General features: G+C 68.1%; 18 protein-coding genes, 1 other RNA gene and 1 pseudogene. 3 read left to right on the top strand and 17 right to left on the bottom strand.

Annotated elements, in window-relative coordinates:
- The 7 genes from petA to GO615_RS07250 all read right to left on the bottom strand — a co-directional run bounded on the left by petA (position 1) and on the right by GO615_RS07250 (position 8,017).
- Entirely contained in the window at positions 1-594 is a 594-nt protein-coding gene (petA, locus tag GO615_RS07280) for a ubiquinol-cytochrome c reductase iron-sulfur subunit (protein WP_169126458.1), read from the bottom strand.
- 198 nt (positions 595-792) lie between these two features.
- Complete coding sequence (gene recR, locus GO615_RS07275; protein WP_169126457.1) at positions 793-1,389, bottom strand: recombination mediator RecR; 597 nt, start codon at positions 1,387-1,389, stop codon at positions 793-795.
- A complete protein-coding gene (locus GO615_RS07270; protein ID WP_050414651.1) occupies positions 1,389-1,712 on the bottom strand; it encodes a YbaB/EbfC family nucleoid-associated protein in 324 nt (107 codons plus the stop codon). Before GO615_RS07270 ends, recR begins: the two co-directional genes overlap by 1 nt.
- 25 nt (positions 1,713-1,737) lie before the next feature.
- The gene (gene dnaX / locus GO615_RS07265) at positions 1,738-3,756 is read right to left on the bottom strand and encodes a DNA polymerase III subunit gamma/tau (protein WP_169126456.1); all 2,019 of its coding nucleotides are present in this window, start codon (positions 3,754-3,756) and stop codon (positions 1,738-1,740) included.
- 64 nt (positions 3,757-3,820) lie between these two features.
- A complete protein-coding gene (locus GO615_RS07260) occupies positions 3,821-6,031 on the bottom strand; it encodes a patatin-like phospholipase family protein (protein ID WP_169126454.1) in 2,211 nt (736 codons plus the stop codon).
- Positions 6,032-6,160: 129 nt separating this feature from the next.
- An RNA gene (ffs, locus tag GO615_RS07255) (signal recognition particle sRNA small type) lies at positions 6,161-6,259 on the bottom strand.
- Between the two features lie 69 nt (positions 6,260-6,328).
- Complete coding sequence (locus GO615_RS07250) at positions 6,329-8,017, bottom strand: AMP-binding protein (protein WP_169126452.1); 1,689 nt, start codon at positions 8,015-8,017, stop codon at positions 6,329-6,331.
- A 374-nt stretch (positions 8,018-8,391) separates the two neighbouring features.
- On the opposite strand from GO615_RS07250, the gene GO615_RS07245 reads away from it, so the two are divergent.
- Genes GO615_RS07245 through GO615_RS07235 form a run of 3 tightly spaced genes read left to right on the top strand, consistent with a single transcriptional unit; the run spans position 8,392 to position 10,794 of the window.
- On the top strand, positions 8,392-9,684 hold the full coding sequence (locus tag GO615_RS07245; protein WP_169126450.1) for an NCS2 family permease: 1,293 nt from the start codon (positions 8,392-8,394) through the stop codon (positions 9,682-9,684).
- On the top strand, positions 9,681-10,229 hold the full coding sequence (locus GO615_RS07240; RefSeq protein ID WP_169126448.1) for an adenine phosphoribosyltransferase: 549 nt from the start codon (positions 9,681-9,683) through the stop codon (positions 10,227-10,229). The genes GO615_RS07245 and GO615_RS07240 overlap by 4 nt, the downstream gene beginning before the upstream one ends.
- Before the next feature lie 4 nt (positions 10,230-10,233).
- The gene (locus GO615_RS07235; protein ID WP_169126446.1) at positions 10,234-10,794 is read left to right on the top strand and encodes a hypoxanthine-guanine phosphoribosyltransferase; all 561 of its coding nucleotides are present in this window, start codon (positions 10,234-10,236) and stop codon (positions 10,792-10,794) included.
- Between the two features lie 303 nt (positions 10,795-11,097).
- On the opposite strand, the pseudogene GO615_RS07230 reads toward GO615_RS07235, so the two are convergent.
- The 10 genes and pseudogenes from GO615_RS07230 to GO615_RS07185 form a co-directional block, all read right to left on the bottom strand.
- Positions 11,098-11,937: pseudogene (locus GO615_RS07230) on the bottom strand (threonine aldolase family protein); the annotation flags it as partial.
- 150 nt (positions 11,938-12,087) lie between these two features.
- Entirely contained in the window at positions 12,088-13,014 is a 927-nt protein-coding gene (locus tag GO615_RS07225; protein WP_169126444.1) for an SdiA-regulated domain-containing protein, read from the bottom strand.
- Between the two features lie 30 nt (positions 13,015-13,044).
- The gene (locus GO615_RS07220) at positions 13,045-14,622 is read right to left on the bottom strand and encodes an ArnT family glycosyltransferase (protein ID WP_246262187.1); all 1,578 of its coding nucleotides are present in this window, start codon (positions 14,620-14,622) and stop codon (positions 13,045-13,047) included.
- A gap of 289 nt (positions 14,623-14,911) precedes the next feature.
- Positions 14,912-17,656 (bottom strand): nitrate reductase, encoded by a 2,745-nt coding sequence (locus tag GO615_RS07215; RefSeq protein ID WP_169126442.1) that lies wholly within the window; start codon positions 17,654-17,656, stop codon positions 14,912-14,914.
- Positions 17,657-17,686: 30 nt separating this feature from the next.
- On the bottom strand, positions 17,687-19,369 hold the full coding sequence (locus GO615_RS07210; protein WP_169126610.1) for a bifunctional protein-serine/threonine kinase/phosphatase: 1,683 nt from the start codon (positions 19,367-19,369) through the stop codon (positions 17,687-17,689).
- Positions 19,370-19,485: 116 nt separating this feature from the next.
- Positions 19,486-20,700 (bottom strand): nitrate/nitrite transporter, encoded by a 1,215-nt coding sequence (locus GO615_RS07205; protein WP_169126440.1) that lies wholly within the window; start codon positions 20,698-20,700, stop codon positions 19,486-19,488.
- Between the two features lie 73 nt (positions 20,701-20,773).
- Positions 20,774-21,109, bottom strand: a complete 336-nt coding sequence (gene nirD / locus GO615_RS07200; protein ID WP_169126439.1) for a nitrite reductase small subunit NirD — start codon at positions 21,107-21,109, stop codon at positions 20,774-20,776.
- Between the two features lie 15 nt (positions 21,110-21,124).
- On the bottom strand, positions 21,125-23,581 hold the full coding sequence (gene nirB / locus GO615_RS07195) for a nitrite reductase large subunit NirB (RefSeq protein ID WP_169126438.1): 2,457 nt from the start codon (positions 23,579-23,581) through the stop codon (positions 21,125-21,127).
- Positions 23,582-23,592: 11 nt separating this feature from the next.
- The gene (gene cobA / locus GO615_RS07190) at positions 23,593-24,351 is read right to left on the bottom strand and encodes a uroporphyrinogen-III C-methyltransferase (RefSeq protein ID WP_211166991.1); all 759 of its coding nucleotides are present in this window, start codon (positions 24,349-24,351) and stop codon (positions 23,593-23,595) included.
- Between the two features lie 559 nt (positions 24,352-24,910).
- Complete coding sequence (locus GO615_RS07185) at positions 24,911-26,272, bottom strand: hypothetical protein (protein WP_169126437.1); 1,362 nt, start codon at positions 26,270-26,272, stop codon at positions 24,911-24,913.
- Positions 26,273-26,431 lie beyond the last annotated feature (159 nt).

The following is a 26,431-nucleotide window of genomic DNA, read 5'->3' as shown; positions in this document are numbered from 1 at the left end:
TTAGGCCTTGGAGTCGTCACCGATGAGGATCGTGGTATCGGAAAGGTACTTGTGCGGCGGCACTTCGAGGTTGTCCGGCGCCGGCATGCTCTTGTACACGCGACCGGAAAGATCGAATTTCGAACCGTGACAGGGACACAGGAAGCCGCCGTGCCAGTCGTCGCCCATGCCGCTGTCGGCGCCGACCTTGAACTTGTCGCTGGGCGAGCAGCCGAGGTGGGTGCAGATGCCGACGGTGACGAGGTATTCGGGCTTGATCGAGCGGCTCTTGTTCTTAGCGTACTCCGGCTGCATCTCCTTGGCGGATTCCGGATCGCTGACGGCGGCATCGGTCTTGTCGAGCGAAGCCAGCATTTCCGGGGTCCGGCGCAGGATCCATACCGGCTTGCCACGCCACTCAACCGTCATCATCTCGCCCGGCGCCAGCTTGCTGATATCCGCCTCGACCGGCGCACCCGCAGCCTTCGCACGCTCCGACGGCGTCAGACTGGCGACGAACGGCACAGCCGTCGCCACCGCAGCCACGCCACCGGCGGCCGACGTCGCGACAAGCAGTTGCCGGCGGCCACTGTCCATCTTCTGATCCACGCTCATGACCTCATCCCTGAAAAGAAACCCGTTTCCGGATACAAAAAAACTGCGGGATTTTAGCAAAAAGCCTGATACATAAAAAGAGGGCATGCCGAATCCATGCCATTGACATCGACTCCGGACGCACCCCCGCATGACAGCGCGGATTCGATGGAAACCGATTGCTGCAGCGCAGCTTTCGCAGCGCAGCAAACCTCTTTGTCAGAGCGCGCGACGCTCGACCAGGGCTTGCGCAATCGTGCCCGTATCGGTGTGCTCGAGCTCGCCGCCGACAGGCACGCCGCGCGACAGGCGGCTCACCTTCACGCCGCGTGCCGCAAGCAACTCGGCGATGACGTGCGCGGTGGCTTCGCCTTCGTTGGTGAAGTTGGTCGCGAGGATCACTTCCTTCACGTCGCCGTCCGCGGCACGCGCGAGGAGCTTGTCGAGGCGCAGCTCGCGCGGCCCGATACCGTCCAGCGGCGACAGGCGCCCCATCAGGACGTAGTACAGGCCGTTGTAGAGCTGGGTCTGCTCCATCATTGCAAGGTCGGCCGGCATCTCGACGACGCACAGCAGCGAGTGGTCGCGCTGCGGGTTGGCGCAGCGCTGGCAGACGTCGGTCTCGGAGAAGGTGTTGCAGCGCTCGCAGTGACGCAGCACTTCGAGGGCGTGCGCGAGCGCCCGCGCGAGCCGGCCGGCGCCGCGTTGGTCCCGCTGCAACAGGTGGTAGGCCATGCGCTGCGCCGACTTGGGGCCGACGCTGGGCAGCGCGCGCAGGGCTTCGATCAGTTCGTCGAGACTCGAGGGGGAGCTCATTAGAACGGGAGCTTCATCCCGGGCGGCAGGTTGAGACCGGACGTGAAGCCCGCCATCTTCTCCTGCGTGGTGGCCTCGGCGCGGCGAACCGCGTCGTTCATCGCCGCGGCGACGAGATCCTCCAGCATTTCCTTGTCGTCCATGACCGAGGGATCGATCGTGACGCGACGGACGTCATGCTTGCAGGTCATGAGGATCTTCACCATGCCGGCCCCCGCCTGCCCCTCGACTTCGACGAGGGCGAGCTGGTCCTGCATCTTCTTCATGTTTTCCTGCATCTGCTGGGCCTGCTTCATCAGGCCGGCGATTCCGCCTTTCATCATGGTGCGATTCTCCGCAATTAGGGATTCAAAGAGGTTTTACCGACGCTTCCACGAGGGTTGCGTCGAATCGTTCGATCAGTTCGCGTACGAAAGGATCGCTTTCGAGCGCCGCCACGGCCTCGGCGTGGCGCGCACGCCGGTCGGCCTCGTCGCGCTGCGCCGGCGTCTCGCCGGCGATCGCGCCGACCGTGGCGCGCAGCTTGAGCGGCGCCCCGTAAAGGGAGACGAGCTGGTCCTGGATACGCTCCACCACGCCCGGATTCATGTCGAGGAGGTGGCGGTGGGCGTTAGACAGGCGCAGGTCAATCACGCCGTCGACGAGGCCCAGCCACTCGCAATGCTGGGCGAACTCGCGCACGAGCCCCCCGAGGCCGAGACGGCGGATGAGCCCGTGCCAGTTGCCGGCCGCGAAGTCCCCCGCGGCGTCGCCGTCGACGGGCACAGGCACCGCCGCCGCGACCGCAGATGCCGGCGACACGGGGGGGGCTTCGGGCTGCGGAGCGGGCTGCGCGGCCTTCTCCGGCTGCGCAGCCGCCGCAGGCGGCGTTTCAACCGGGGGCGGAGCTGCTTCGGCCGGCGGTTCAGTTCGAAGGACCGCTAGCTCGGCGCTCTGGCCGACGAAGGCTTCCGGCGGGAGATCCTCCCAGGGAGGCACCGAGTTGGAGGGCTCGGGACGACTTTCCGCCGGGGCGCTTTTCAAGACCGGTGCCTGGCGCGGCGCGGATTCGGCCACCAGTGCCGGGGCTGGCGGCACCGACACGGCCGCGGACACAGGGGACGACGCAGGCGCAACGGATGGCGCCGGAGTCGCGGCAGCCGACGGGGCGGCCTGCATGGACGGGGCGCCGGCGTTCGCGGAAGCGGGTCGCGCGGCTGCCGCGGGCCGCGGCGGCGCGGGCGGCAGGCTGCGCGCGACACCCCCTCCCCCGCCTTCGGCCGCGGCGCTGCCGAGGGCCGCCGGCTGGTCGGGGCGGAAGGCGTGCAGGCGCAGCAGCGTCATCGTGAAGCCGGCATAGTCGTCGGGTGCGAGCGGCAGCTCGTCGCGACCGTGGATCGCGATCTGGTATGCGAGCTGGAGGAACTCCGCGTCGAAGGCCTCGGTATAGGGCTGCAGGCGCTGGCGCTCGGCCTCGTCGGCGATCGCCGCGGGGGCGAACTGCGCGAGGGCGACACGGTGCAGGATGGACGCGAGGGCCTGCAGCGCGGCGTCGAACGAGAGGCTGCGCGCTTCCATGCGATCGGCGACGGCAAGCAGCGCCGTGACGTCGCCGGCGGCGAGCGCGTCGAGCACGGCATACAGGTGGTCGTCGCCGACCGTGCCGAGCATGTGAGTGACCTGCTCTTCCTCGACCTTGCCGGTGCCGTGCGCGATCGCCTGGTCGAGCAGCGACAGGGCGTCGCGCATCGAGCCGTTGGCGGCCTTGGCGAGGTGACGCAGCGCCGGGGCCTCGAACGGGACGGCCTCGGCCTCGAGGATGCGCGACAGGTGCTCGACGATGTGGCCCGGCGGCATCTGCTTGAGGTTGAACTGCAGGCAGCGCGACAGCACCGTGACCGGAATCTTCTGCGGATCGGTGGTCGCGAGGATGAACTTGACGTGCTCGGGCGGCTCCTCGAGGGTCTTCAGCATCGCGTTGAACGCATGCCCGGTGAGCATGTGCACTTCGTCGATCATGTAGACCTTGTAACGCCCCTGCACTGGCGCATAGACGGCCTTGTCGAGCAGCGCGGCCATGTCCTCCACGCCGCGGTTCGATGCAGCGTCCATCTCGACATAGTCGGGGAAGCGGTCGGCGTCGATCGCCTGGCAGGCGGCGCACTGGTTGCAGGGCTCGGCCGTGACGCCGGTCTCGCAGTTCAGCGCCTTGGCGAGGATGCGCGAGATCGTGGTCTTGCCGACGCCGCGGGTGCCGGTGAACAGCCAGGCGTGGTGCAGCCGGCCGGTCGCCAAGGCATGGCTGAGCGCGCGCACGACATGCTCCTGGCCGACCAGCGTCGCAAAGGATTTCGGCCGCCACTTGCGGGCGAGAACTTGATAGCTCATGGCGCAGGATTCTAACAGAGCGCCGGGCACGCCTCCGGGGCGATTCGCTGCACGTGCTGCGACGTCAGGGCTGCCCCACCTGCAGGTAGTAGCGCACGTCGCCGACTTCGGGCGAGTAGCTCGCGCCGACGTAGATGGGGCCGAGCGCGGTGTCGGCCCCGAGGAAGATCGAGTATGCGCGGTGCCGACCGGGGTCGGGCGTGAGCGAGGTGCCGTAGTTGCGCAGCTCTGCCCATTCGGCGGTCGCACCGGCATACACGCCGCGGCCGAGCGTGTCGGGCAGGCGGGTGATCTGGCGATAGTAGGCGGCGCTGACGAGCGCGACCTGGTCGGCGGCCAGCTCGCCATAGCGGTAGCCGGACAGGCGGAAGGGCCCGCCCAGCAGGGTGCGGCCGACCTCGGGGAGGTCGCGGTCGGGACTGCCGGCGAACAGCCCGCGCAGGCGCCACACGTTGGGTCCGAAGGAGGTCGCGGTGTCGCCGTCGAGCTCGGTGAAGAAGTAGCGCTGATCGGCACCGAAGGCCGGCGAGTGCAGCTCCGCACGCAGGCGCGCGGCGTAACCGCGGCGCGGGAAGAAGGGACTGTCGAGGCGGTCTATGGTGGCGGTGCCATGCACCCAGCCGTCCTCGATGAGGCGCTCGGGATAGAGTTCGGGTCCGGAGATCACCTCCGAGTTGCGCCGCCCGCGCCGCCAGCCGGCGCGCAGCTCGCCCCACATGCCCATCTCGTAGCCCGCGTCGAGGCCGACGACGCCGCCCTTCTCCTTGTTCTCCGACAGCTTGCGCCCGTCGACGAAGACCGGCAGCACGCGATTGAACAACTCCACGGACGGCGCCACGAACCAGCCGCTGTCGAGGTCGAGCGGCTGGAACAGCTCGCTGCGGATGCGGTTCGTGGTGCCGAGCTGCAGGTCGGTGTCCCAGCGCCCGCCGCGGGTGTTGAGCCAGCGGCGCGAGAAGCCGGCGTAGAGACCGACCTGGGAGCCGCCCTCGAAGTCGGCCGCGAGGCCGCCGCCGAAGCGCAGCAGATTGGGGCCGGAGGCCTTCTCGTCGGCGTCGAGCTGCACCGTGGCGCGCGGCCCGTCGTGCAGCACGCTGTAGCGCAGGCGGTCGAAGTCGCCGCGCTCGTAGATGCGGGCGATGTCCTGCTCGAGCTTCTGGGGATCGAGCGGCTCGCCGGCCCTCTGCGTGAGCGTGGCGCCGAAAAGGCGCTCGGGCACGAACTTGAGGCCTTCGACCTTGACGTCGGCGACGACGGGCGCGCGCTTGTGCCAACGGAACTGGCGCAGCGTCTGCCACTTCGCGTAACTGTCCTCATCGACGCTGAAGCGGGCAAGCGACGCGGACTGGCGCAACGCGGCCTCGGTGCCGTAGGGAATGGTCTCGAGCACGCGCTCGAAATCACGCGAGGTGATGCCGGGCAGCTCGACCTGGATCAGTGCGTCCTCGGGGCCGAGGCGTGCTAGCTGTTGGCGCACGTTCTGTTCGAGCGCGAGGTTGATCGCCTGCAGCGCGATGTCGGTCGCCGAGCGCAGGCGTTCGCGCGCGTGCGGAGGCGTGCCGAGGTTCACGGCGATCACGCGCCCGCCGCACAACTCGCGACCGATGTCGACGGGCAGGTTCATCACGAGGCCGCCGTCGACGAGCAGGCGCCTGTCCTGCTCGATCGGCAGGAACACGCCGGGCACGGCCATGCTCGCGCGCATCGCGCGCCACAGCGGCCCCTTGTCGAGCAGCACCAGTTCGCCGGTCTCGAGGTCGGTGGCAACCGCGCGGTAGGGGAGCGCGAGGCTGTCGAAGGTGTCGAGCACTTCGGCGTCGCCAGCGAGCCGGGTGAGGAAGCGGTCCATCGCCTGGCCCGAGATAGCGCTCTGCGGCAGCAGGAGGGCGCCATCGCCATAGCCCAGCGTGATCGCCGAACGGTTGCGCGCGGCGTCCTGCTTGTCGCGGAAGGGCTGGTCCTCGCGCGGCACGCTGCTGGCGAACATGTTCACCCAGTCGACGGCGTGGATCTCGCGCACCATGTCGCCCAGCTCCATCCCCGCCGCGTAGGCCCCGCCGACGATGGCACCCATGGAGGTGCCGACGATGCAGTCGACGGGAATGCGCATGTCCTCGAGCACCTTGAGCACGCCGACGTGGGCGATGCCGCGCGCGCCGCCACCCGAGAGCACCAGCGCGACGCCCTGCGGCGATTTGCTTGCTTCGGCGCACGCGGGCGCGGCGGCGAGGCCGGCCAGACACAGCAGGGACAGGACTAGGGGACGCAGGTTCAAGCGCGTGCTCGGCGAAGGAATGGACCGACGATACCGTATCGACCGTAGCGTGTACGTAACGGAAGTCCGCCAAGGAAGCACAAAATGAAACGGGCGCCCCGTTTCCGGAGGCGCCCGTTCGCGAATGAGGGTGGCGAGCCCGACCCCCGGCACTTGCAGGGAACGGCTGTGGCTGCTGCCTTCCGGCCCTGACCAGGTTCACCGCGCTGCAATGCGGGGAGACCCGCCACGGGGCGCATTGTAGCAGCTAATGGCCGCTGCACGCGCCCCTTGATGCAATGCGCAATGCGCCGCGACTCAGCCCTTGAGCTCGGGGAAGTCCTCCTCGAAGAACTCGAGCGCGCCGCGCACGCTGGCGTCCTTGCCCTCTTCGCTCTTGCGCAGTTCGACGCGGCGGATCTTGCCCGAGATGGTCTTGGGCAGATCCGAGAACTCGAGGCGGCGGATGCGCTTGTACGGGGCGAGCTTATCGCGCGTGAAGGCGAAGATGTCCTTCGCGAGTTCCTTCGACGGCTCGTGGCCGGCGGCGAGGATCACGTAGGCCTTGGGCACGGCGAGACGCACCGGGTCCGGGCTCGGGACGACGGCGGCTTCGGCGACGGCCGGGTGCTCGATCAGCACCGATTCGAGCTCGAACGGGCTGATGCGGTAGTCGGAGGCCTTGAACACGTCGTCGGCGCGCCCGACGTAGGTGATGTAGCCTTCCTCGTCGATGCTCGCGACGTCGCCGGTGCGGTAGTGGCCGTCACGCATGACTTCGGCAGTTTTCGCTTCGTCGCCGGCATAGCCGAGCATCAGGCCGAGCGGGCGTTTGGCGAGCACGAGGCTGATCTCGCCTTCGTCGACCGGCTTGCTGTCGGCGTCGAGCAGCGCGATGGTGTAGCCGGGCAGCGGGCGGCCCATGGAGCCGGGCTTGAGCTTCTGGCCGGGCGTGTTGCCGATCTGGGCGGTGGTCTCGGTCTGGCCGAAGCCGTCGCGGATGGTGATGCCCCAGGCCTTCTTCACCTGCTCGATGACTTCGGGGTTGAGCGGCTCGCCGGCGCCGATGAGTTCGCGCAGGTTGGTCTTCACCGAGGCGAGATCCTGCTGGATCAGCATGCGCCACACGGTCGGGGGCGCGCACATGGTCGTGATCTCGTACTTCACCAACACGTCGAGCAGGGCCTTGGCGTTGAAGCGATTGTAGTTGTACAGGAACACGCAGGCACCGGCGTTCCACGGGGCGAAGAAGCAGCTCCAGGCGTGCTTGGCCCAGCCCGGTGAGCTGATGTTCATGTGGCGGTCGTTGGGCTGCAGGCCGATCCAGTACATCGTCGACAGGTGGCCGACGGGGTAGGACTGGTGGCTGTGCTGCACGAGCTTGGGCTTGGACGTGGTGCCGGAGGTGAAGTACAGCAGCAGCGGGTCGGTGACCTTGGTGACGCCTTCGGCCTTGAACTCGGGCGAGGCCTGGTAGGCGTCCTCGAAGGACAGCCAGCCGGCGGTCGCGCCGCCGACGCTGACGCGGGTGTAGGCGCCGGCGAGATCGGCGAACTTGTCGGTGTGGGCCTTGCCGATCACGACGTGCTTGACCTGGCCGCGCTCGAGGCGATCAGCGAGGTCGTCCGGAGTCAGCAGCGTGGTCGCGGGGATCACGACGGCGCCGAGCTTGATCGCGGCGAGCATGGTTTCCCACAGCGGCACTTCGTTGCCGAGCATGATCAGGATGCGGTCGCCGCGCGCCACGCCCTGGTCGCGCAGCCAGTTGGCGACGCGGTTCGAACGCGCCGACATCTCGGCGAAGGAGAGCTTCGATTCGCGGCCGTCTTCCTCGACGATCCACAGCGCGGGCTTGTCGTTACCCTGCGCCATGGAGTCGAAGTAATCGAGCGCCCAGTTGAACTCGGTGAGCTGCGGCCACTGGAACCCGGCGTACGCGGTCGCGTAGTCGGTGCGGTTGGCCAGCAGGAAGTCGCGCGCTTTCAGAAACTCGGCAACAGCAGTCATTTCCTCTCCTTTCCCAGAAGCGGCGTAGCGGATGCATATCCGTCACGCCCGATGTACGCCCGCTTGCCCCGGGGCCCCCGGCCGTACACCCGGGGTCGCGTGCCGCAGGCGACTTTGATTGGATTGCGACGCCCCGATGGAACGCCGGGCGGTATTTTGACGTTGACGTAAACGTCATGCAACCATCGTTCGCCTCCGGCCTGCCCATTTTGACCATCCGCGCGCGGGACAGCGGGAGCAGCCGCCGACGGTGCGCGCGACGCCCGGCATCCACGCCGGAAGCGAGCCCCGGCCAGCCGGCATTGTGTGTAACAACAATTGTCCGGGGCCGGCGCGAGGGGTAGACTCCGCCGCTTTTTCGCTTGGGGAACAAGATGTTGGAACGCTTCTTCCAGCTCTCCGCGCACGGCACCAACGTCAGGACGGAGCTGCTGGCCGGTCTGACGACCTTCCTCACGATGGCCTACATCATCTTCGTCAATCCCGACATCCTGTCCGCTGCGGGGATGCCAAGGGAGTCGGTCTTCGTCGCGACCTGCATCGCGGCCGCGCTGGGTTCGGCGATCATGGGCCTGTATGCGAACTACCCGATCGCGCTGGCGCCGGGCATGGGCCTCAACGCCTACTTCGCGTTCGCGGTGGTGAAGGGCATGGGCTTCACGTGGCAGGCGGCGCTCGGGGCGGTGTTCATCTCCGGTTGCCTGTTCGTCCTCGTGAGCCTGTTCCGGCTGCGCGAGGCGATCGTGAATTCGATCCCGCGCTCGATGAAGTTCGCGATCTCGGCCGGCGTGGGGCTGTTCCTCGCGATTATCGGCCTCAAGAACGCGGGGATCATCACCGGCCATCCGGCGACGCTGCTGACGCTGGGCGACCTGCACCAGCCGGGGCCGCTGCTCGCGGTGCTGGGCTTCATCCTGATCGTCGCGCTGGAGCAGCGGCGCATCCACGGCGGGATCATCATCGGCATCCTCGCGATCACGGTGATCGCGATCGCGCTGGGACTGACGCCGTTCAACGGCATCGTCGCCGCACCGCCCTCGATCGCGCCGACCTTCATGCAGATGGACATCGCCGGGGCGCTGAATGCGGGCCTGCTGACGGTGATCCTGACCTTCTTCCTGGTCGAGCTGTTCGACGCCTCGGGCACGCTGATCGGCGTCGCGCACCGGGCGGGGCTGCTGGACAAGGATGGCAAGCTGCCGCGGCTGAGGAACGCCCTGCTCGCGGATTCCGCCGCGATCGTCGCCGGCGCGGGACTGGGGACTTCGTCCACGACCGCCTACATCGAATCGGCGGCGGGAACGTCGGTCGGCGGACGTACGGGGCTCACTGCCGTCACCGTCGCGGTGCTGTTCCTCGCCGCGCTGGTGCTGGCGCCGCTCGCCGGCACGGTGCCCGCCTTCGCGACCGCGCCGGCGCTGTGCTACGTGGCGGTGCTGATGATCCGGGGTCTCGCCGAGATCGACTGGGACGACCTCACCGAGGCGACCCCGGCGGTGGTGACGGCGATCACGATGCCGTTCACGTTCTCGATCGCGCACGGCATCGCCTTCGGTTTCGTGTCCTATGCTGCGCTCAAGGTCCTCGCCGGCCGCAGTCGCGACCTCTCGCCGATGGTGGTCGGCATCGCCATCGTATTCGTCCTCAAGTTCGCCTTCCTGTCATGACCATACAGCTCGACACCGCCTTCCTGAAGAACGCGATCCGCACCGTGCCGGACTGGCCGCAGCCGGGCGTGATGTTCCGCGACATCACGCCGCTGCTGCAGGACCCGAAGGCCTTCCGCCTGCTGGTCGATGTGTTCGTGCTGCGCTACATGGACCGCGCCATCGACGTCGTCGCCGGCATCGATGCGCGCGGCTTCATCCTCGGCAGCGTGGTCGCGCACCAGCTCAACGTGGGCTTCGTGCCGGTGCGCAAGAAGGGCAAGCTGCCCTTCACGACGATCGCCGAGGACTACGAACTCGAGTACGGCAACGCGACCGTCGAGATGCACACCGATGCCGCACGCAAGGGCGACCGCGTGCTGCTGATCGACGACCTGATCGCGACCGGCGGCACGATGATGGCCGCTGCGCGCCTGCTCGCACGTCTCGGCGCCGAGGTCGTCGAGGCGGCGGCGATCGTCGACCTGCCCGAGCTCGGGGGCTCGAAGCTGCTGCGCGATGCGGGGCTCGAAATCTTTACCGTTTGCGATTTTTCCGGACACTGAACCAATGAGCGTCGATCTCAACGAAATCAAACTGGCGATGGCCGAGGCGGACTGCCTCGCCACGCCCGCCGAAGTCAGCGCCGCGCTCGACCGCATGGCGAGCGCGATCACCGCGCGCCTCGCGGACAGCAACCCGGTGTGCTATTGCGTGATGAACGGCGGTCTGGTGATCGCCGGACGCCTGCTGTCGCGGCTGAATTTCCCGCTGGAAGTGGCCTACCTGCACGCGACGCGCTACGGCCACGCGCTCAACGGCCAGACGATGCTCGACTGGCGCGTGCGCCCGACGCAGGACCTGAAGGGGCGCACGGTGCTGGTCATCGACGACATCCTCGACGAGGGCCACACGCTGGATGCGATCGTCGCGCACTGCCGCGAGGAAGGCGCGGCCGAGGTGCTCACCGCGGTGCTCGTCGACAAGCAGCACGGGCGCAAGGCCCGCCCGGACATGAAGCCGGACTTCCACGGCCTGGACATCCCCGACCGCTTCCTCTTCGGCTGCGGCATGGACTACAAGGGCTACTGGCGCAACGCGGCCGGGATCTATGCGCTGAAGGGCGCCTGAGAGCGGGAGCAGGAGTCTGCGCGGGCCGGCGCCGCAAGTCCCGCGCGCGGGGCGTCCCCATCCGGGAGCCCGCTCCGCGGCGCCTCCTAGCCCTCCAGCGCTTCCGCGAGGTCGCGCGCGAGGTGGTCCACCGCCGCCTCGGTCGTCGCCCACGAGCACATGAAGCGGGCGCCCCCGCCGATGAAGGTGTAGAACACCCAGCCGACGGCGCAGGCGTTCGATCGCAGCCTGCGGCAGGTTGATGAACACGCCGTTGGCCTCGGTCGGCAACAGCATCTCGGCGCCGGCGAGCGGTGCGATGCGGTCGCGCAGGCGTTGCGCCATCGCGTTGGCGTGCGCGGCGTGCCGCAACCAGACGCCGTTTTCCAGCATCGCAAGCCAGGGCGCGGACAGGAAGCGCATCTTGGATGCGAGCTGGCCGGCCTGCTTGCAGCGGTAGGCGAATTCCTCGCCCATCGCCTTGTCGAAGAACACGATCGCCTCGCCGACCGGCAGGCCCATCTTCGTGCCGCCGAAGCACAGCACATCCACACCTGCCCGCCAGGTGATGTCGGCGGGGGCGAGGCCCAGCGATGCGACGGCGTTGGCGAAGCGCGCGCCGTCCATATGCACCTTCAGGCCGTGTTCGCGTGCGACCCGCGCAATGCCGGCAATCTCGCCCTGCTGGTACAAGGTGCCGAGTTCGGTCGCCTGGGTGAGCGTGACGACCTTGGGGCGCGGATAGTGGATGTCGTTGCGCCGCGTGATGACTTCGCGCACGCCGGCGGCCGTGAGCTTGCCGTGGCGGTGTGGCGCGAGGAGCAGCTTCGCGCCGTTGGAGAAGAATTCCGGGGCGCCGCATTCGTCGGTGGCGACGTGGGCCGTATCGGCGCAGACAACGCCCTGGTAGGACTGGCACATGGACGCGAGCGCGAGCGAGTTCGCGGCGGTGCCGTTGAAGGCGAAGAAGATCTCGGCGTCGCGCTCGAAGAGCATGCGCAGGCGATCGCAAACGGCCGCGGTGGCCTCGTCGTTGCCGTAGGAGGAGGCGAAGCCGCGATTGGCCTCGTTGAAGGCGGCGAGCGCCTCGGGACATGTGCCGGCGGTGTTGTCGCTGGCGAACTGCAGTCTGTAGCCGTGGGTCGGGGATGCGGTCTCGGTCATGGTTTCGTCACCTTGTGGGTGCTGGGGATGCGATGGGTTCGATGCTCCGGCTGCGGAGCTTAGCAGCATCCCCCCCGAAGCGACGATCGCCCCCTTCCCGACCGGTCACCGGCCCTGCTCGCGCCGCGCGCGCGCCGATTCAGGGCGTCCCTATGGCTTCCTGCGGAGCACGTAGAAGAGGTTGGGCTCGCTGACGACGTAGAGGTTGCCGTCCGCGTCCATCGTGACGCCTTCGGGCGAGGGCGCGTCGTTCGCGAGGCCCGAACTCCGGCCCGCCAGCGGGCGCGAGCTCACGAAGTGGCCTTCGGCATCCAGCTCGACAAGTTCCTTCGACTCCTCGCTCAGCAGCACGAGGTGCCCCGTCTTCGGATCGAAGGACACGTCCGCGAGGTCGCCCGTGGACACATCGCGGTCGATCCAGTCGGTGTGATCCTGCAGGGCCAGTTGCAGCCGGCCGCCGAGCGAGGCGGCGACGCCGCGCACTTCGAAGAGCTGGCGCGGATCGCGCTCCTTGGCGATGAAGACGCGATCGCCGGCCACATCGTAGGCGAGCCCCTCGAAGCCCTTGTTGCCGCGATGCATGTCGAGGCCGAGGGTGAGGAAGGGGGCCCCCTTCGCGTCGATCGTGCCCGACTGCGGCGGGAGGTCGACAAAATTGAGGCGCTGCAGGGTTTCGTTGGCGATCGCGACCCGGCCGTTGCCCATGTAGGCGATCGCTTCGGTGTCGTCGAAGCCTTCCAGGCGGTAGCGCTCGAGCACCTCGCCCGTGCGGCTCAACGCGACGACCTCGGCGGGTCCGTCGTTGCTCACTGCGAGCAGGCGGTCGCGATCGAAGTCGTAGGTGATCCCGGACAGCTCGGCGGCACCGGGGATCGGCTTCGCATCGATGACGACTTCGTAGTCCTGCAGCGAGAGCGCCGGGGTCGCCGCGTGCAGCGCTGTCGCAGCATGCGGCGAGATCGTCCGGCCCCAGTGCAGCCTGTGGTTCGCGATGCCGATGATCGCAAGGGCGGTGATCAGCGCGAGCCCATACAGGCTCCTGCGGGTGTTGCGTGCTGCACGGGCGGCTCCGGCCATGGTGGTCTCCTCCTCCTAGTCGTTCGTGTGTCAGAGCGGCGACTGCCACGCGAAGCGGAATTCGCGCGGCTTGAGATCGCTGCGGCACTGTCCGTTATCGGCATCGGCAGCGACGACGTACCACTCCGCGCGCGAGGTGCTCCCCGCCCTGCGAGCCTTGCCCAGGATGAAGCAACGTGCGAGTTCGCGCTCCGGCACGAGGGCATAGGCATCCGGATGGCTGCGCAGCCAGCGGGCGGCCTCGCCGAGGCCGGCGCGGGACTGGAAGCCGAAATGCACGATGGGCTGGCGCGCAAACAGCCAGTGCCCCTCGCGCCAGTCAACGAGGAGGAGCTCTGCGCCGCCGGTCAGGTCGGCGGCCGAGCGCATCACGTCCTGATGGGGATTCGGACCTTCCCGAAGCGGCTCGACGAAGCCGGCGACGAACCAGGCGACGAACCAGCTCGCGGCGATCCAGCGGAAGATGCGCAACGCACGCGGACGGCCGGAGAACCAGCGCCGCAGCAGCCAGGGCATGAGCGGCGCGACCGCCAGCACGGCGCCCAGGAGCGCGGGGAAGATGTAGAGCTTGCGCTTGCCGGTGCTCAGGGAAAAGAACAGCACGATCAGCAGGGCCCAGCCGAGCAGCACCAGCAGGCGGCCATCGCGCCGGGCGAGTTGCTGTCGCCACGCCGGCACCAGCCACGGCAGGCCGAGGACGAGCGGCAGCCAGACCTCGGGGATCACGTTCGCGACGAAGTACCATGCCGGTTCGCGGTGCATCCATGCATTGGTATAACGCTCGGCGGTCTGGTGCAGGGTCACGTCCCGCACGTAGGCGAGGCTTTCGGCGTCACCTTGCAGCAGCACCGTGGTCGCGAGCGGCACCGCCCACACGGCCACCGCCCCCAGCATCACGGCGAGGCCCAGCGCCCAGCGCCATGGGTCGCGCGGCACCGGGGCGAGGCCATGCCAGTCCTTGCGCACGGCCCACGCGTAGGGCAGCAGCATGAAGAGCGGCAGGAAGCCGATGACCTTGGTGATGACGCCGAAACCCATCGCAGCACACGCAACGTAGTACCAGCCCCAGGCCGGGCCGGCCATCAGGTGGCGCACGAGGCCGTACATGCCGAGCGCGATCCACAGGCATAGCAGCCCGTCGAGCTGGCCCGCGCGCAGCACGTTGTAAGTCTGGAAGCAGGCGAGGAACAGCAGCGCCGCTGCAACGCCTGTGCGGCGGTTCCACAGGCGCCGCCCAAGGTCGTACAGACAGCCGGTGGTGACCGCCCCGGCGACCAGGGCCGGCAGGAACAGGGCGACCTTCGGCGAGCCGGTGGCGCGGACGAGGAACGCGACGACCCACATGAAGAGCGGGGGCTTGTCCGGGTAGATCTGACCGGCCCGGTGCGGAATGATCCACGAGCCGTGCTGCAGCATTTCGAGCGCGATGCCGAGGAAGCGCTCCTCGTCGACATTGGCCGGTTCGCGCAAGCCGATACCGGCGCCGATCAGCAGCAGCGCCAGCAGCATCAGCGCGATCAGTTCGGCGAGCGGATGGTTTAACGTGAATACAAAGGGGCGCCGGAATGGAGCCGGACCGAGGACCGAAACTTGGGTGTCGTCGCGCATGCCTTTCTCGATTCGAGCCGCCACCCGGCACGAGACCAATCAGGAACAATCCTGGCAGGCGTGCGCTGCGACGGTCATGGACCTCGGGGTCGCCACGAGGCGGCGCAAGGGCCACCCGCAGGCAAGGCGCGACTCTAGCGAGCAGGGTGTCAAGAATTCGTCAAATCCGCGTCATGCGGAAATGCGGTCGCCGCGGGCAGGGAGCCCTGGAGCGAGATATCCCCCTTGGGCAGCCGGCCCGACGGGCGATCCGTCTCGCCTCATCGGGCCGGCGGCACGATGCCGTCTTTCAGGCGGCGGTCCGCCCCGCGGCAAGCATCCGCCGGATCTCCGGTACACAGGAGCCGCAGCTGGTGCCGCACTTGAGCTTGTCCTGCAGCGCATCGAAGCCGTCACCGCCGGCGATGGCGGCGACGATGTCGCTCTCCGAGACGTTGAGGCAGTTGCACACGATGCGCCCGCGGCTCTTCGCGGCGGCCGGCGGGCTCGCGAGCGGCGCGAGGATCCAGCGACGCAGCTCGGCGGTCGGCTGGCGCTCGACCAGCACGTCGCGCAACCAGCCGGCAGCGGCGGTCTCGCCGGTGAGGCGCAGGCCGACCAGAAGGCCGTCCTCGATGCGCGCGCGCTTGGTGATCCCGCGCCGCGCGTCGCTATAGGCGAGGCAGTGCTCGTCGTCGAGGCCCAGCAGCGCGTCGAGCTCGGCGAGCCACACCGGCGGGATCGGCTGGTCGTGCGCAATGCGCAGCACGACGGCGGGATGGTCGCGGCCGGCGAGCGCGAGCGACGCGTAGGCGAAGCGCTCCAGCCACGGGATGAGGCGCGCGGCGCGCTCGAGCGTGACGCCGGCGGGATCCCTCTCCTCTTCTCCCTCTCCCGTCGTCGCCTCGCCCGGCTCGCCGCGCATGATCAGCGCCTGGTGCGGCAGATTCGCTTTCTCGACCTGCACGGTCGCGTGTTTCAGTTCCGGCTGCTTCGAGTACGGGTCGAACTCGCGCAGCGTCAGCACGTTGATGCCGGCCGAGTTGAGCGCGTTGGCGCCCCAGTGCATCGCGACGAAGGCCTGGCCGGAGCGGATCTCGTTCGACGCGGCGGCGCGCAGCACGATCTCGCCGCGCCGGCTCTTCACGCGCACGAGATCGCCGTCCTTGAGGCCGCGCAGGTGCATGTCGTCGGCGTTGAGCTCGATGCGTGCCTCGTCGACGTGGTTGTAGAGGCGCGCGACCTTGCCGGTGCGGCTCATGCCGTGCCACTGGTCGCGCAGCCGGCCGGTGGTCAGGCGCAGCGGGTAGCGCGCGTCGGCGCGCTCGGCGGTGAGTTTTGCGGTCGGCACGACGAAGCGCGCTTTGCCGTCGGCGGTCGGAAAGCGGCCGTCGGCATAGAGCCGCGCACGGCCTTCGCTCGCGCCTTCCGGGAAGGGCCACTGCTGCGGCCCCTTGCCGTCGAGCACGGCGTAGGACAGGCCGGTGATGTCGAGGTCGCGCCCGCGCGTCGTCTGCGCATGTTCGGCGAAGATCGCTTCGGGGCCGGCGTAGCCGAACATGCGTGCGGCCTCCGGCTTGCCGATCAGGGGCCCGAGACGGCGCGCGAAGTCGCACACGATGTCCCAGTCGGCACGCGCTTCGCCCGGCGCGGGGATGGCGCGATTGACATGCGTGATGCGGCGCTCGGAGTTCGTGACCGTGCCCTCCTTCTCGCCCCAGGTCGCGGCCGGCAGCAGCAGGTCGGCGAAGAGCGCGGTCTCGGTGTTGCCGTAGGCTTCCTGCAGCACGACGAAGTCGCAGCGCGCCAGCGCCTCACGCACGCGTTCCAGTTCGGGCAACGACTGCGCGGGGTTGGTGCAGGCGATCCACAGCGCCTTGATGCGGCCTTCGTGCATCGCGTCGAAGAGCTCGACAGCAGTCAATCCCGGCTTCTCGGGCACGTCCGGCACGCCCCACAGGCGGGCGACTTCGGCGCGGTGCTCGGGGTTCGCGAGGTCGCGGTGGGCCGAGAGCAGGTTCGCGAGGCCGCCAACCTCGCGGCCACCCATCGCGTTGGGCTGGCCGGTCATCGAGAACGGCCCGCAGCCGGGCTTGCCGATCTTGCCGGTGGCGAGCGACAGCGCGATCAGCGCGGCGCCGTTGTGCGTGCCGTGAGTGGACTGGTTCAGACCCTGGCACCACAGCGACATCGCGCGCGGCGCCTGCCCCCACCACAGCGCGGCGGTGCGGATGTCGTCCGCTTTCACCCCGCACACCTCCGCCGCGACCGCCGGCGTGATCTCGCGCACGTGCTCGCGCAACGCATCGAAGCCCGCCGTGTGTTCGCGGATGAAGGCGTTGTCGGCGAGCCCCTCCCACAGCAGCACGTTGAGCATCGCGTTGAAGAGCCAGATGTCGGTGCCGGGCAGAATGGGCAGGTGCAGGTCGGCGGTGGCCGCGGTGTCGGTGCGGCGCGGGTCGACGACGATGAGCTTCATGTCCGGGCGCGCGGCCTTCGCGTCCTCGATGCGGCGGAAGGCGATGGGGTGCGCGTAGGATGGGTTGCCGCCGGCGATCAGCAGGCAGTCGGTCTCGGCGAAGTCCTCGTAGGAACAGGGCGGCGCATCGGCCCCCAGCGTCTGCTTGTAGGCCGCGACCGCGCTGGACATGCACAGGCGCGAGTTGGTGTCGACGTTGTTCGAGCCGATCAGGCCCTTCATCAGCTTGTTGAAGACGTAGTAGTCCTCGGTCAGGAGCTGGCCGGAGATGTAGAAGGCGACGGCGTCCGGGCCGTGTTCCTTGATCACGTCGGCGAAGCGCTGTGCGGCCGAGTCGAGCGCCTCGTCCCAGCCGACGCGGTGGCGCGGCTCGCCTTTTGTGGGGCGTAGTTCCGGATGCAGCAGGCGGGTCTCGGGGCGCGCGGTGAAGTGCAGCGTCGCGCCCTTGGTGCACAGCCGGCCGAAGTTCGCCGGGTGCTCGGGGTCGCCGCGCACGCCGGTGATGCGCGCGCCGTCATGCTCGATGAGGACGCCGCAGCCGACGCCGCAGTAGGGGCAGGTGGCTTTCGTTTCCATCGTGATCTCTCCGGGGGTCGTCATGTTCTTCTAGTGGCGGCTCAGCAAGTACAGCAAAACCACATTCACCAGCAGCGACACGACCGCGACGATCTTCAGCGTCAGCGTCGGATTGCGCGCGGCCAGCGGTGCCCGCCTGTGTGTCGCGAGCGGACGGTGCGCACCGCGCTCCAGTGCAAGCAGGAATTCCTCGGCGGTCTCGAAACGATCCTTCGGCTCGCGCGCGCAGGCTTTCAGCAGCACGCTCTCCAGCCATTCGGGCGCATCGGGGCGGTAGCGCGTCGGCGGCACCGTCTCGCCGAAGCGCGGCCGCTGGAAGGGCTCGATCTCGCCGTAGGGGTACTTGCGCGTCAGCAGCTCGTAAAGCGTCACGCCGCAGGCATAGAGGTCGCTCGACTCGTTCGCCTGCTGTCCCGCGAAGAGCTCCGGCGCCATGTAGGACGGCGTGCCGGGGTTGTTGATCTCGCGCAGATCCTCGCCGTCCGACGCGGCGACGCCGAGGTCGAGCACGCGCAGCTCGCCCTTGCGGTCGACGTGGATGTTGTCGGGCTTGATGTCGCGATGCACGATACCGAGCCGATGCAGCGCCGCGACGGCGCGCAGCAGCGCCATGCCGATGCCGACCAGCTCGTGCGCGGCATAGCGGTGGCCGCGAGCGAGGCTCGCCTTCAGCGTCTCGCCCTCGTGCCAGCTCATCAGGTAGTACAGGTGATCGCGCCCGGGGTGCTCGCACACGCGCGGAAAACCCTGCCCGGGCACGCGGCGCGCGATCCACTCCTCGCGCACCAGGGACGCCATCGCCTCCTCGTCGCCCTCCTCCTGGCGCAGGGTCTTCAAGACCAGCGCCGCGCCGTCGGAAAGACGCGTCACGCGGTACAGCAGCGTCACGCGCGACTCGTGCAGCAGCTCCTCGACGCGCAGGCCGTCCAGCGTCTCGCCGACCTTGAGCCGCGGCGGCAGGGGCAGGCGCCGGCCGCTCGCGAGGCGGTCGCGCAGGTTGTCGGCGGGGACGGCGTCCACGTTCGCGACGAGCGCCGTGCAGTTGTCGGTCGCGCCGGCACGCAGAGCCTCCAGCACCAGCGCATCGGCGGCGGCCTGCGGGTCTTCTACGCGCGCCACGAGCTCGCCCATCAGCGCGTCGCCCAGCGTGTTCCACACACCGTCGCTGACCAGCACGAAGCGGGCGCCGACCGCCAGCTCCCCGTCCGCGAAGTCGACCAGCAGCTGCGCGTCCAGTCCCACGGCGCGGCGCAGCACGTTGTCGAGTTCGGGGTGCTCCCAGGTGTGATCCTCGGTCAGCCGCCGCAGCACTCCGTCCTGCCACAGGTAGGCGCGCGAGTCGCCGACGTGGGCGACGTAGTAGCGCCGGCCGCGCAGCACCACCGCCGTGAGCGTCGTCGCCATGCCCGCGTAGTCGCGCGACTTGGCCGACTGCGCGAGCAGCCAGCGGTTGATCGCGCCGACCACCGTATTCACCGACTTCTCGACGCTCCAGGTGTCGGGCGTCGCGTAGTAGTCCGCGAGCAGGCCACGCACCGTGTATTCCGCCGCCTCCCGGCCATTCGCATGGCCGCCGACGCCGTCCGCGACCGCGAGCATCAACCCCTTCGCTTCGAGCTCCACCCCTTCCGGGGTCGCCGCGCCGACGAAATCCTCGTTGCGCGACCGCAGGCCCTGCTCGGTGGCGTGTCCGAGGCGCACGGAGAGCGGCATCGTCCTGCCCCCACGACGCCCGGCAGCGGGCGCAGCCGCCGGCTCCGCGGTCGGGACGTCGATGATTGCCGCCTTGTTCATGCCTGCGCTCTCCGCCTATGAGCCGAAACCCGGACTCAGATCCGCGCCGACGTGAGGTGCGCCGCACCCCAGGTCGTGCGCCAGCGCGTCTTCACCGACGTGAGCCCGATCAGCGCAGCCAGCGCGAGCCCGGCGAAGATCATGAAGCCCATCTGGTAGCTGCCGGTCGCCTGCTTGGCGTAGCCCAGCGAGGACGCCAGGTAGAAGCCGCCCACACCGCCCGCCATGCCCACGAGGCCCGTCATCACGCCGATCTCCTTGCGGAAACGCTGCGGCACGAGCTGGAACACCGCACCGTTGCCCATGCCCAGGGCCAGCATCGCCGCCACGAACACCGCGAGCGCCATCCACGCCTCCGGCAGGCCCAGCCCGACGATGGCTAGGAAGAGCGCCGCGAACACGTACATCACCGACAGGCTCTTGATGCCGCCGACACGGTCCGCGACGCGACCGCCGATCGGGCGCACCAGGGAGCCCGCAAACACGCAGGCGGCGGTGAAGTAACCGGCCATCTTCGCATCGAGCCCGTACTGGGTATTGAAGTAGATCGTCAGCGAGGACGCCAGGCCGACGAAGCCGCCGAAGGTCACCGAGTAGAAGAACATGAACCACCACGCGTCCTTGTCCTTCAGCACCTTGAAGTACTCGGTCAGCGGCTTCGCGGGCGGGCATTCGGGCGCGTCCTTCGCGACGACGAGGTAGAACGCGAACACCAGCACCAGCGGGATCAGCGCGAGGCCGAAGACGTTGGTCCAGCCATAGGCCATCGCCAGCCCCGGCGCGAACAGCGCCGCGAGCGCGGTGCCCGAGTTGCCGGCGCCGGCGATGCCGAGCGCCGTGCCCTGATGCTCCGGCGGATACCAGCGCGAGGCAAGCGGCAGCGCGACTGCGAAGGCTGCACCGGCAAAGCCTAGGAACACGCCCAGCAGCAGTGTCTGTTCGTAGCTGTGGATGCCGAACTGCCACGCGACGAAGAGTGCGCCGATCACGATGACCTGACCGATCGCCCCGGCCATCTTCGGCTTCAGGTGATCGACCAGCACGCCCATCAGGATGCGCAGGATCGCGCCGGCCAGCACCGGCACCGCGACCATCAGGCCCTTCTGCGCGTGGTCCAGGCCCAGGTCCTTGGCGATCTGCACGCCCAGCGGCCCGAGGATGACCCACACCATGAAGGCGAGGTCGAAGTACAGGAAGGAGGCCAGCAGCGTCGGCGGGTGGCCGGCCTTGAGGAAGGATTGCTTGTCCATTTACAGCTCCAGAATCTTGAATTCGACCAAGGGCGCATCGGGCGCTCGCCGTGATGCGCCGAGAGCGGCGTGATCAAACCTTCAGCAGCACCCGGCCGCCCTCGACCTTCACCGCGAAGGGCTTCGTGCAACCCACATCCGGCGCAACCGCGTTGCCCGAGTCGAGCTCGATCTTCCAGCTGTGCAGCGGGCAGGTGACCTGGCGCCCATGCACGATGCCCTGCGACAGCGGGCCCTGCTTGTGCGGGCACTTGTCGTGCAGCGCGAAGACCTCGTTGTCCGCGTTGCGGAAGATCGCGATGTCGCCGCCGCGCGCCGCCTTCACGACGCGCGAACCGAGCACGGGGATGTCCTCGACGGCGCAGATGTCCTTCCAGCCGGCTTCGGCGCTGATTTCAAAGGTGTTCATCGATTCGCTCCGCTCTCAGGCTTCAAGGATTTCGAATTCGCGGCGCACGGCGGGCACGGCATCGGCGGCGTAGCGCTCGGCCCACGGGTCCTTCGCGTCCTGCAGCGCGTAGAGCAGTCGCTCGAACAGGGCCTTCCGGCTCTCGGCGTTCTCCAGCACGTGCTTCTTCACATGCTCCAGCCCCACGCGCTCGACGTAATGCACCGTGCGCTCGAGGTAGAAGCCCTCTTCGCGGTAGAGCTGCAGGAAGGCGCCCGAGTACTCCATCACCTCCTCGCGCGTCTGCACCTTGCACAGGAACTGCGCCACTTCCGTCTTGATGCCACCGTTACCCGCGACGTAGAGCTCCCAGCCCGAATCGACGCCGATCACGCCGACGTCCTTGATGCCGGCCTCGGCGCAATTCCTGGGACACCCGCTCACCGCGAGCTTCACCTTGTGCGGGCTCCACATGCCGAACAGCATCTTCTCGAGGTCGATGCCCATCGCCATCGAACGCTGCGTGCCGAAGCGGCAGTGCTCGGCGCCGACGCAGGTCTTCACCGTGCGGATGCTCTTGCCGTAGGCGTGGCCCGAGGGCATGCCCAGGTCCTTCCACACATGCGGCAGATCTTCCTTCCTGATTCCGAGGAGGTCGATGCGCTGGCCGCCGGTGACCTTCACCGTCGGCACCTTGTACTTCTCGGCGACCTCGGCGATGCGCTTCAGCTCCGCCGGCGTCGTCACGCCCCCCAGCATCTGCGGCACGACCGAATAGGTGCCGTCCTTCTGGATGTTGGCGTGCGCGCGCTCGTTGATGAAGCGGCTCTGCGGGTCGTCCTTCGCCTCGTGCGGCCAGGTCGAGATCAGGTAGTAGTTGAGCGCCGGCCGGCAGGTCGAGCAGCCGTTGGGCGTCTTCCACGACAGCGTCTCCATCGCATCGGGGATGTTCAACAGCTTGTGGTCGCGGATCGCCTTGCGCACGTCGCCGTGGGACAGCTCGGTGCAGCCGCACACCGGCTTGTCGTGCGCCGACACCGCCTGATAGGCGCCTCCGACCGTCGAGGCGAGGATCTGCTCGACCAGGCCCGTGCAGGAGCCGCAGGAGGACGCGGCCTTGGTGTGCTTCTTCACCTCGTCCAGAGTGAAGAGCCCCTTCTCCTTGATCGCCTTGACGATGGTGCCCTTGCACACGCCGTTGCAGCCGCACACTTCGGCCGTGTCGGCCATCGCAGCGGCCTTGTTCTCGCCCTTGTGGCCCGCGTCGCCCAGATGGTTCTGGCCGAACATCAGGTGGTCGCGGATCTCGTGGATGTCCTGGCCATCCTTCATCAGCTGGAAGTACCACGAGCCGTCCGCGGTGTCGCCGTACAGCACCGAGCCGACGATGCGGTTGTTCCTGATCACGATGCGTTTGTAGACGCCGCCCTGCTTGTCGTGCAGCACGATGTCCTCGGTGTCCGGCCCGCCCGAGAAGTCGCCCGCCGAGAAGACGTCGATGCCGGTCACCTTGAGCTTGGTCGAGGTCACCGAGCCTTCGTAGCGGCCGATACCGAAGTTCGCGAGATGGTTCGCGCACACCTTGCCCTGCTCGAAGAGCGGCGCGACCAGCCCGTAGGCGATGCCGCGGTGCGCGACGCATTCGCCGACCGCATACACGCGCGGGTCGGTCACGGTCTGCAGCGTGTCGGACACCGCGATGCCGCGCGCACGTCCCGTGCCGCAGTAGATGCCCGCCGATTCCGCCAGCGCGAAGTTCGGGCGGATGCCGGCGGCGACGACGACGAGGTCGGCCGGGATCTCCATGCCGTCCTTGAAGCGCACCGCACCGACGCGCCCACTCTCGCCGCGGACCAGCCCTTCGGTCTGCTTCGACAGCAGGAAGTTCATGCCCTTCGCTTCGAGCGAAGCCTGCAGCATGTCGGCGGCCGGCTTGTCGAGTTGGCGCTCCATGATCCAGTCTGCCAGATGCACGACGGTGACGCTCATGCCGCGCAGCATCAGGCCGTTCGCGGCCTCCAGGCCCAGCAGGCCCGCGCCGATCACGACCGCGTGCTTGTACTTGGTCGAAGCCTCGATCATCGCCTCGGTGTCGCCGATGTCGCGGTAGGCGAGCACGCCCGGCAGGTCCGCACCCGGGATAGGCGGGATGAAGGGGGTCGAGCCGGTCGCGATCAGCAGGCGGTCGTACTCGGCTTCGGTACCGTCGGCGGCGATGACCCTGCGCTTGATGCGGTCGATCTTCGTCACCATCTTGCCGGCGTGCAGCGTGATGGCGTTGTCGCGGTACCAGTCGAGATCGTTGAGCATGATCTCCGGCAGCGTCATCTCGCCGGCGAGCACCGGCGAGAGCAGGATGCGGTTGTAGTTGCCGTGCGGCTCGGCGCCGAACACCGTGATGTCGTACAGGTCCGGGGCGAGCTTCAGCAGTTCTTCGAGCGTGCGACAGCCGGCCATGCCGTTGCCGATCATCACGAGTTTCATTTTTTTCATGGCGGGCTCCTTCAAGCAGCGCGGGATGCGAATTCAGTGTTGGGGAGAGCAAGGCGGGCTTCGGCGTAGGCCGCGACCTCGCCGATGACGACCAGCGCGGGCGCGGGCAGCGCGACTTCGCGGGCGCGTTCGGCGATGTCGGCGAGCGTGCCGACCACCTGCTGCTGCGTCGGCAGCGTGCCGTGGGCGATCACCGCGGCGGGGGTCGAACAGGACAGGCCGCCCGCGGCGAGCCGCTCGGCGATGCGCGGCAGCGCGCCCAGCCCCATGTAGATCACCAGTGTCGTGCCGCTTTTCGCCAGCGCGGACCAGTCGGGCTCGGTTCCGTCCTCCGTGTGGCCGGTCACCATCGTCACGCCGAAGCAATGCGCGCGATGCGTGACCGGAATCCCCGCGGCACCCGCCACGGCAACGCCGGCGGTGAGGCCGTGGATCACCTCGACCTCGATGCCCAGCGCGCGCAGGTAGTCCATCTCCTCGCCGCCGCGCCCGAACACGAAAGGGTCACCCCCCTTCACCCGCGCGACCGTCAGCCCGCGCCGCGCATAACGCGCCATCGCGCGGTGGATGAACTCCTGTGCCGCCGACTTCATCCCCGCGCGCTTGCCGACCCGCAGCACGCGCGCCGTCGGCTTCGCCAGCGCCAACACCTCGTCCGTCACCAGCGCATCGGCCAGCAGCACGTCGGCCTGCCCGATGGCGCGGGCCGCGCGCAGCGTCAGCAGGTCTGCAGCTCCGGGGCCGGCACCGACGAGAAACACCTTGGCCATGATCGTTCTCCACTCCGAAAGGCGAAAAAAAACGGCGCCACGTCGCCCCCGGGAACTGATTTCCCGAAGAAACGACGGACGCCGTTGTCCGCATGCTCTGCACCAAGCACTTCGCCGGAGCCTCATTGCCCCGGCTTGCGGTTCACCTATCGCAAAATGGGTGCCAGCCCCCAAAAATCACGCCAACACACTGAATTTATTTATGTTTACCTTAAAACCGCCGAATCATCCGGTTGAACGGGAAGGCACCATGCCGGTGCATTCAAGCGGATGCTGCACCACAACATCGCAGCGATCGATACGCCGTGGGGAACGATCTTTCTCCAGACGGGCGTGGCTGAGAGCCTCGGCCATGAACAGGAGCGGAGGCGAATCAAGTAAGGGGAAAACTGATACGCCGGTTCAGGACGAAGGCGGGGAAGAAGGGGCCTTGCAGCAGTTCTGGTGCTCGCCGAGCCTTCCGTTGCAGAGGCTCCGCATGATCGCGGCCGACTTTCACATTGCCGCGCGAGCAATTTCGCTCGCGGCGCCCCGATCGGGGGGGCGCCGCGAACCCTATTCACTCGAAGATCACGATATCCGACCCATCCAGGTCGGCCATGCGTCCCTTCACAATGGCCAGCAGCACGGCGGACGATTCCTGCCCGTTGCCGTCCGCGTCGTAATAGAGTTTTCCCGAGGTCGTGTCGTAAATCAGGAAATCGTCCGCGCCGGTCTGGTTCGGGCTGGCTCCGGCGCCCTTGAAGAAGTTGGCCGCGGTGAAGCCGGCAAGGGACTCGAACTCCTCGACATCGAAGCCCAGCTTATCCACCGTGGCATCGAAGTCGTTGATGCGATGCACGGACGTCTTGACGACCTGCGTGCCGTCCTGCTTGAACACGGTCTCGCTTGGCGGCGTGAACAGCTTGTCGAACACGAAGGTGTCGCTGCCCGTGCCGCCCCACACCTTGTCCTCACCCTCGCCGAGGAAGATCAGGTCGTCGCCGGCGCCGGTCCGGATCGTGTCGTTGCCAGAGGATTCAACGCCATCCTCGACGTAGTAACCGTCCGGATCGATGATGTCATTCCCGGCGCCGGTGGTGATGATGTCATTTCCTTCACCGCCGATCACGACGTTGTTGCCGTCGCCGGCCTTCACGATGTCGTTGCCCGTTCCCGAAGCGATGAAATCGTCGCCGCCGCCAGCGGTGACACGGTCGTTGCCGTCGTCATCGTCGACAAGGCCGACCTCGGCGAACACGATGTTGTCGCCATTACCCGCATGGACGTTGTCGTTGCCCTTGCCCATGTAGATGAGGTCATGCCCTTCACCCGCCTTGACCGTGTCGTTGCCGGCATTGCCGTCGATCACGTCGTCGTCCGCGGTGCCGACCAGCTTGTCGTTGCCCAGAGTGCCGATCAGCCCGTCCCACTCGACGACCGACCACAGCAGGTTCGCGCCGTCCAGATCGTTCCACTGCCCGGGCACGCCGATGCCGCCGGCGGGCGCCGGCCACTTGCCCGTGGCAATGGCGAGGAAGTCCTGCATGCCGAGGAAATCGTCCGGCTCGCTGCCGAGGCTGCCCGAGCCCCAGTTCTGGTAGCCCGAGCCGACCAACGTGCCATCCAGCCATTGCCAGCTGCCTTCGCTTTGCACGTCCGAGGCACCGAGCCAGAGATAGCTCGCGCCTCCACCGTCCGCGGCCGTGCTTGCGCCCTTGGCGACGGAAGCCTTGATGTTCTTCAGGATCGCGGCGTTCTCCCCGGCGGCCCCGATGGTCGACAGATACGACGACACGACAAAGGGAGCGTCCTCCACCCCTGTCAGGCGTCCGCCGTCGTTCCACGCGAGCCCCAGCGCATTCGACGAGGCATCATCCCAGCTCAGCGGGGCCGGCTCGATCTCGTAGGTGTGTCCGTTGTAGTAGAAGTGCATTGCCATCGCAGTTGTTCTCCGGTTCCGGGCTTTCGCGATGATAACCGCACATCATTGCCGCGTCACCCGGACATCCTGTCCCGCAGGTCCTTCCACCGCACAACCGCGAGGATGAGCAGGCCCATCGGCAGGACATCCCCCCGTCCCGCCGACGCGCCAATGCCC

This window comes from Aromatoleum evansii, from assembly GCF_012910805.1.
Classification (GTDB): Bacteria; Pseudomonadota; Gammaproteobacteria; order Burkholderiales; family Rhodocyclaceae; genus Aromatoleum; species Aromatoleum evansii.
This window is presented reverse-complemented; position numbering and strand designations above follow the sequence as displayed.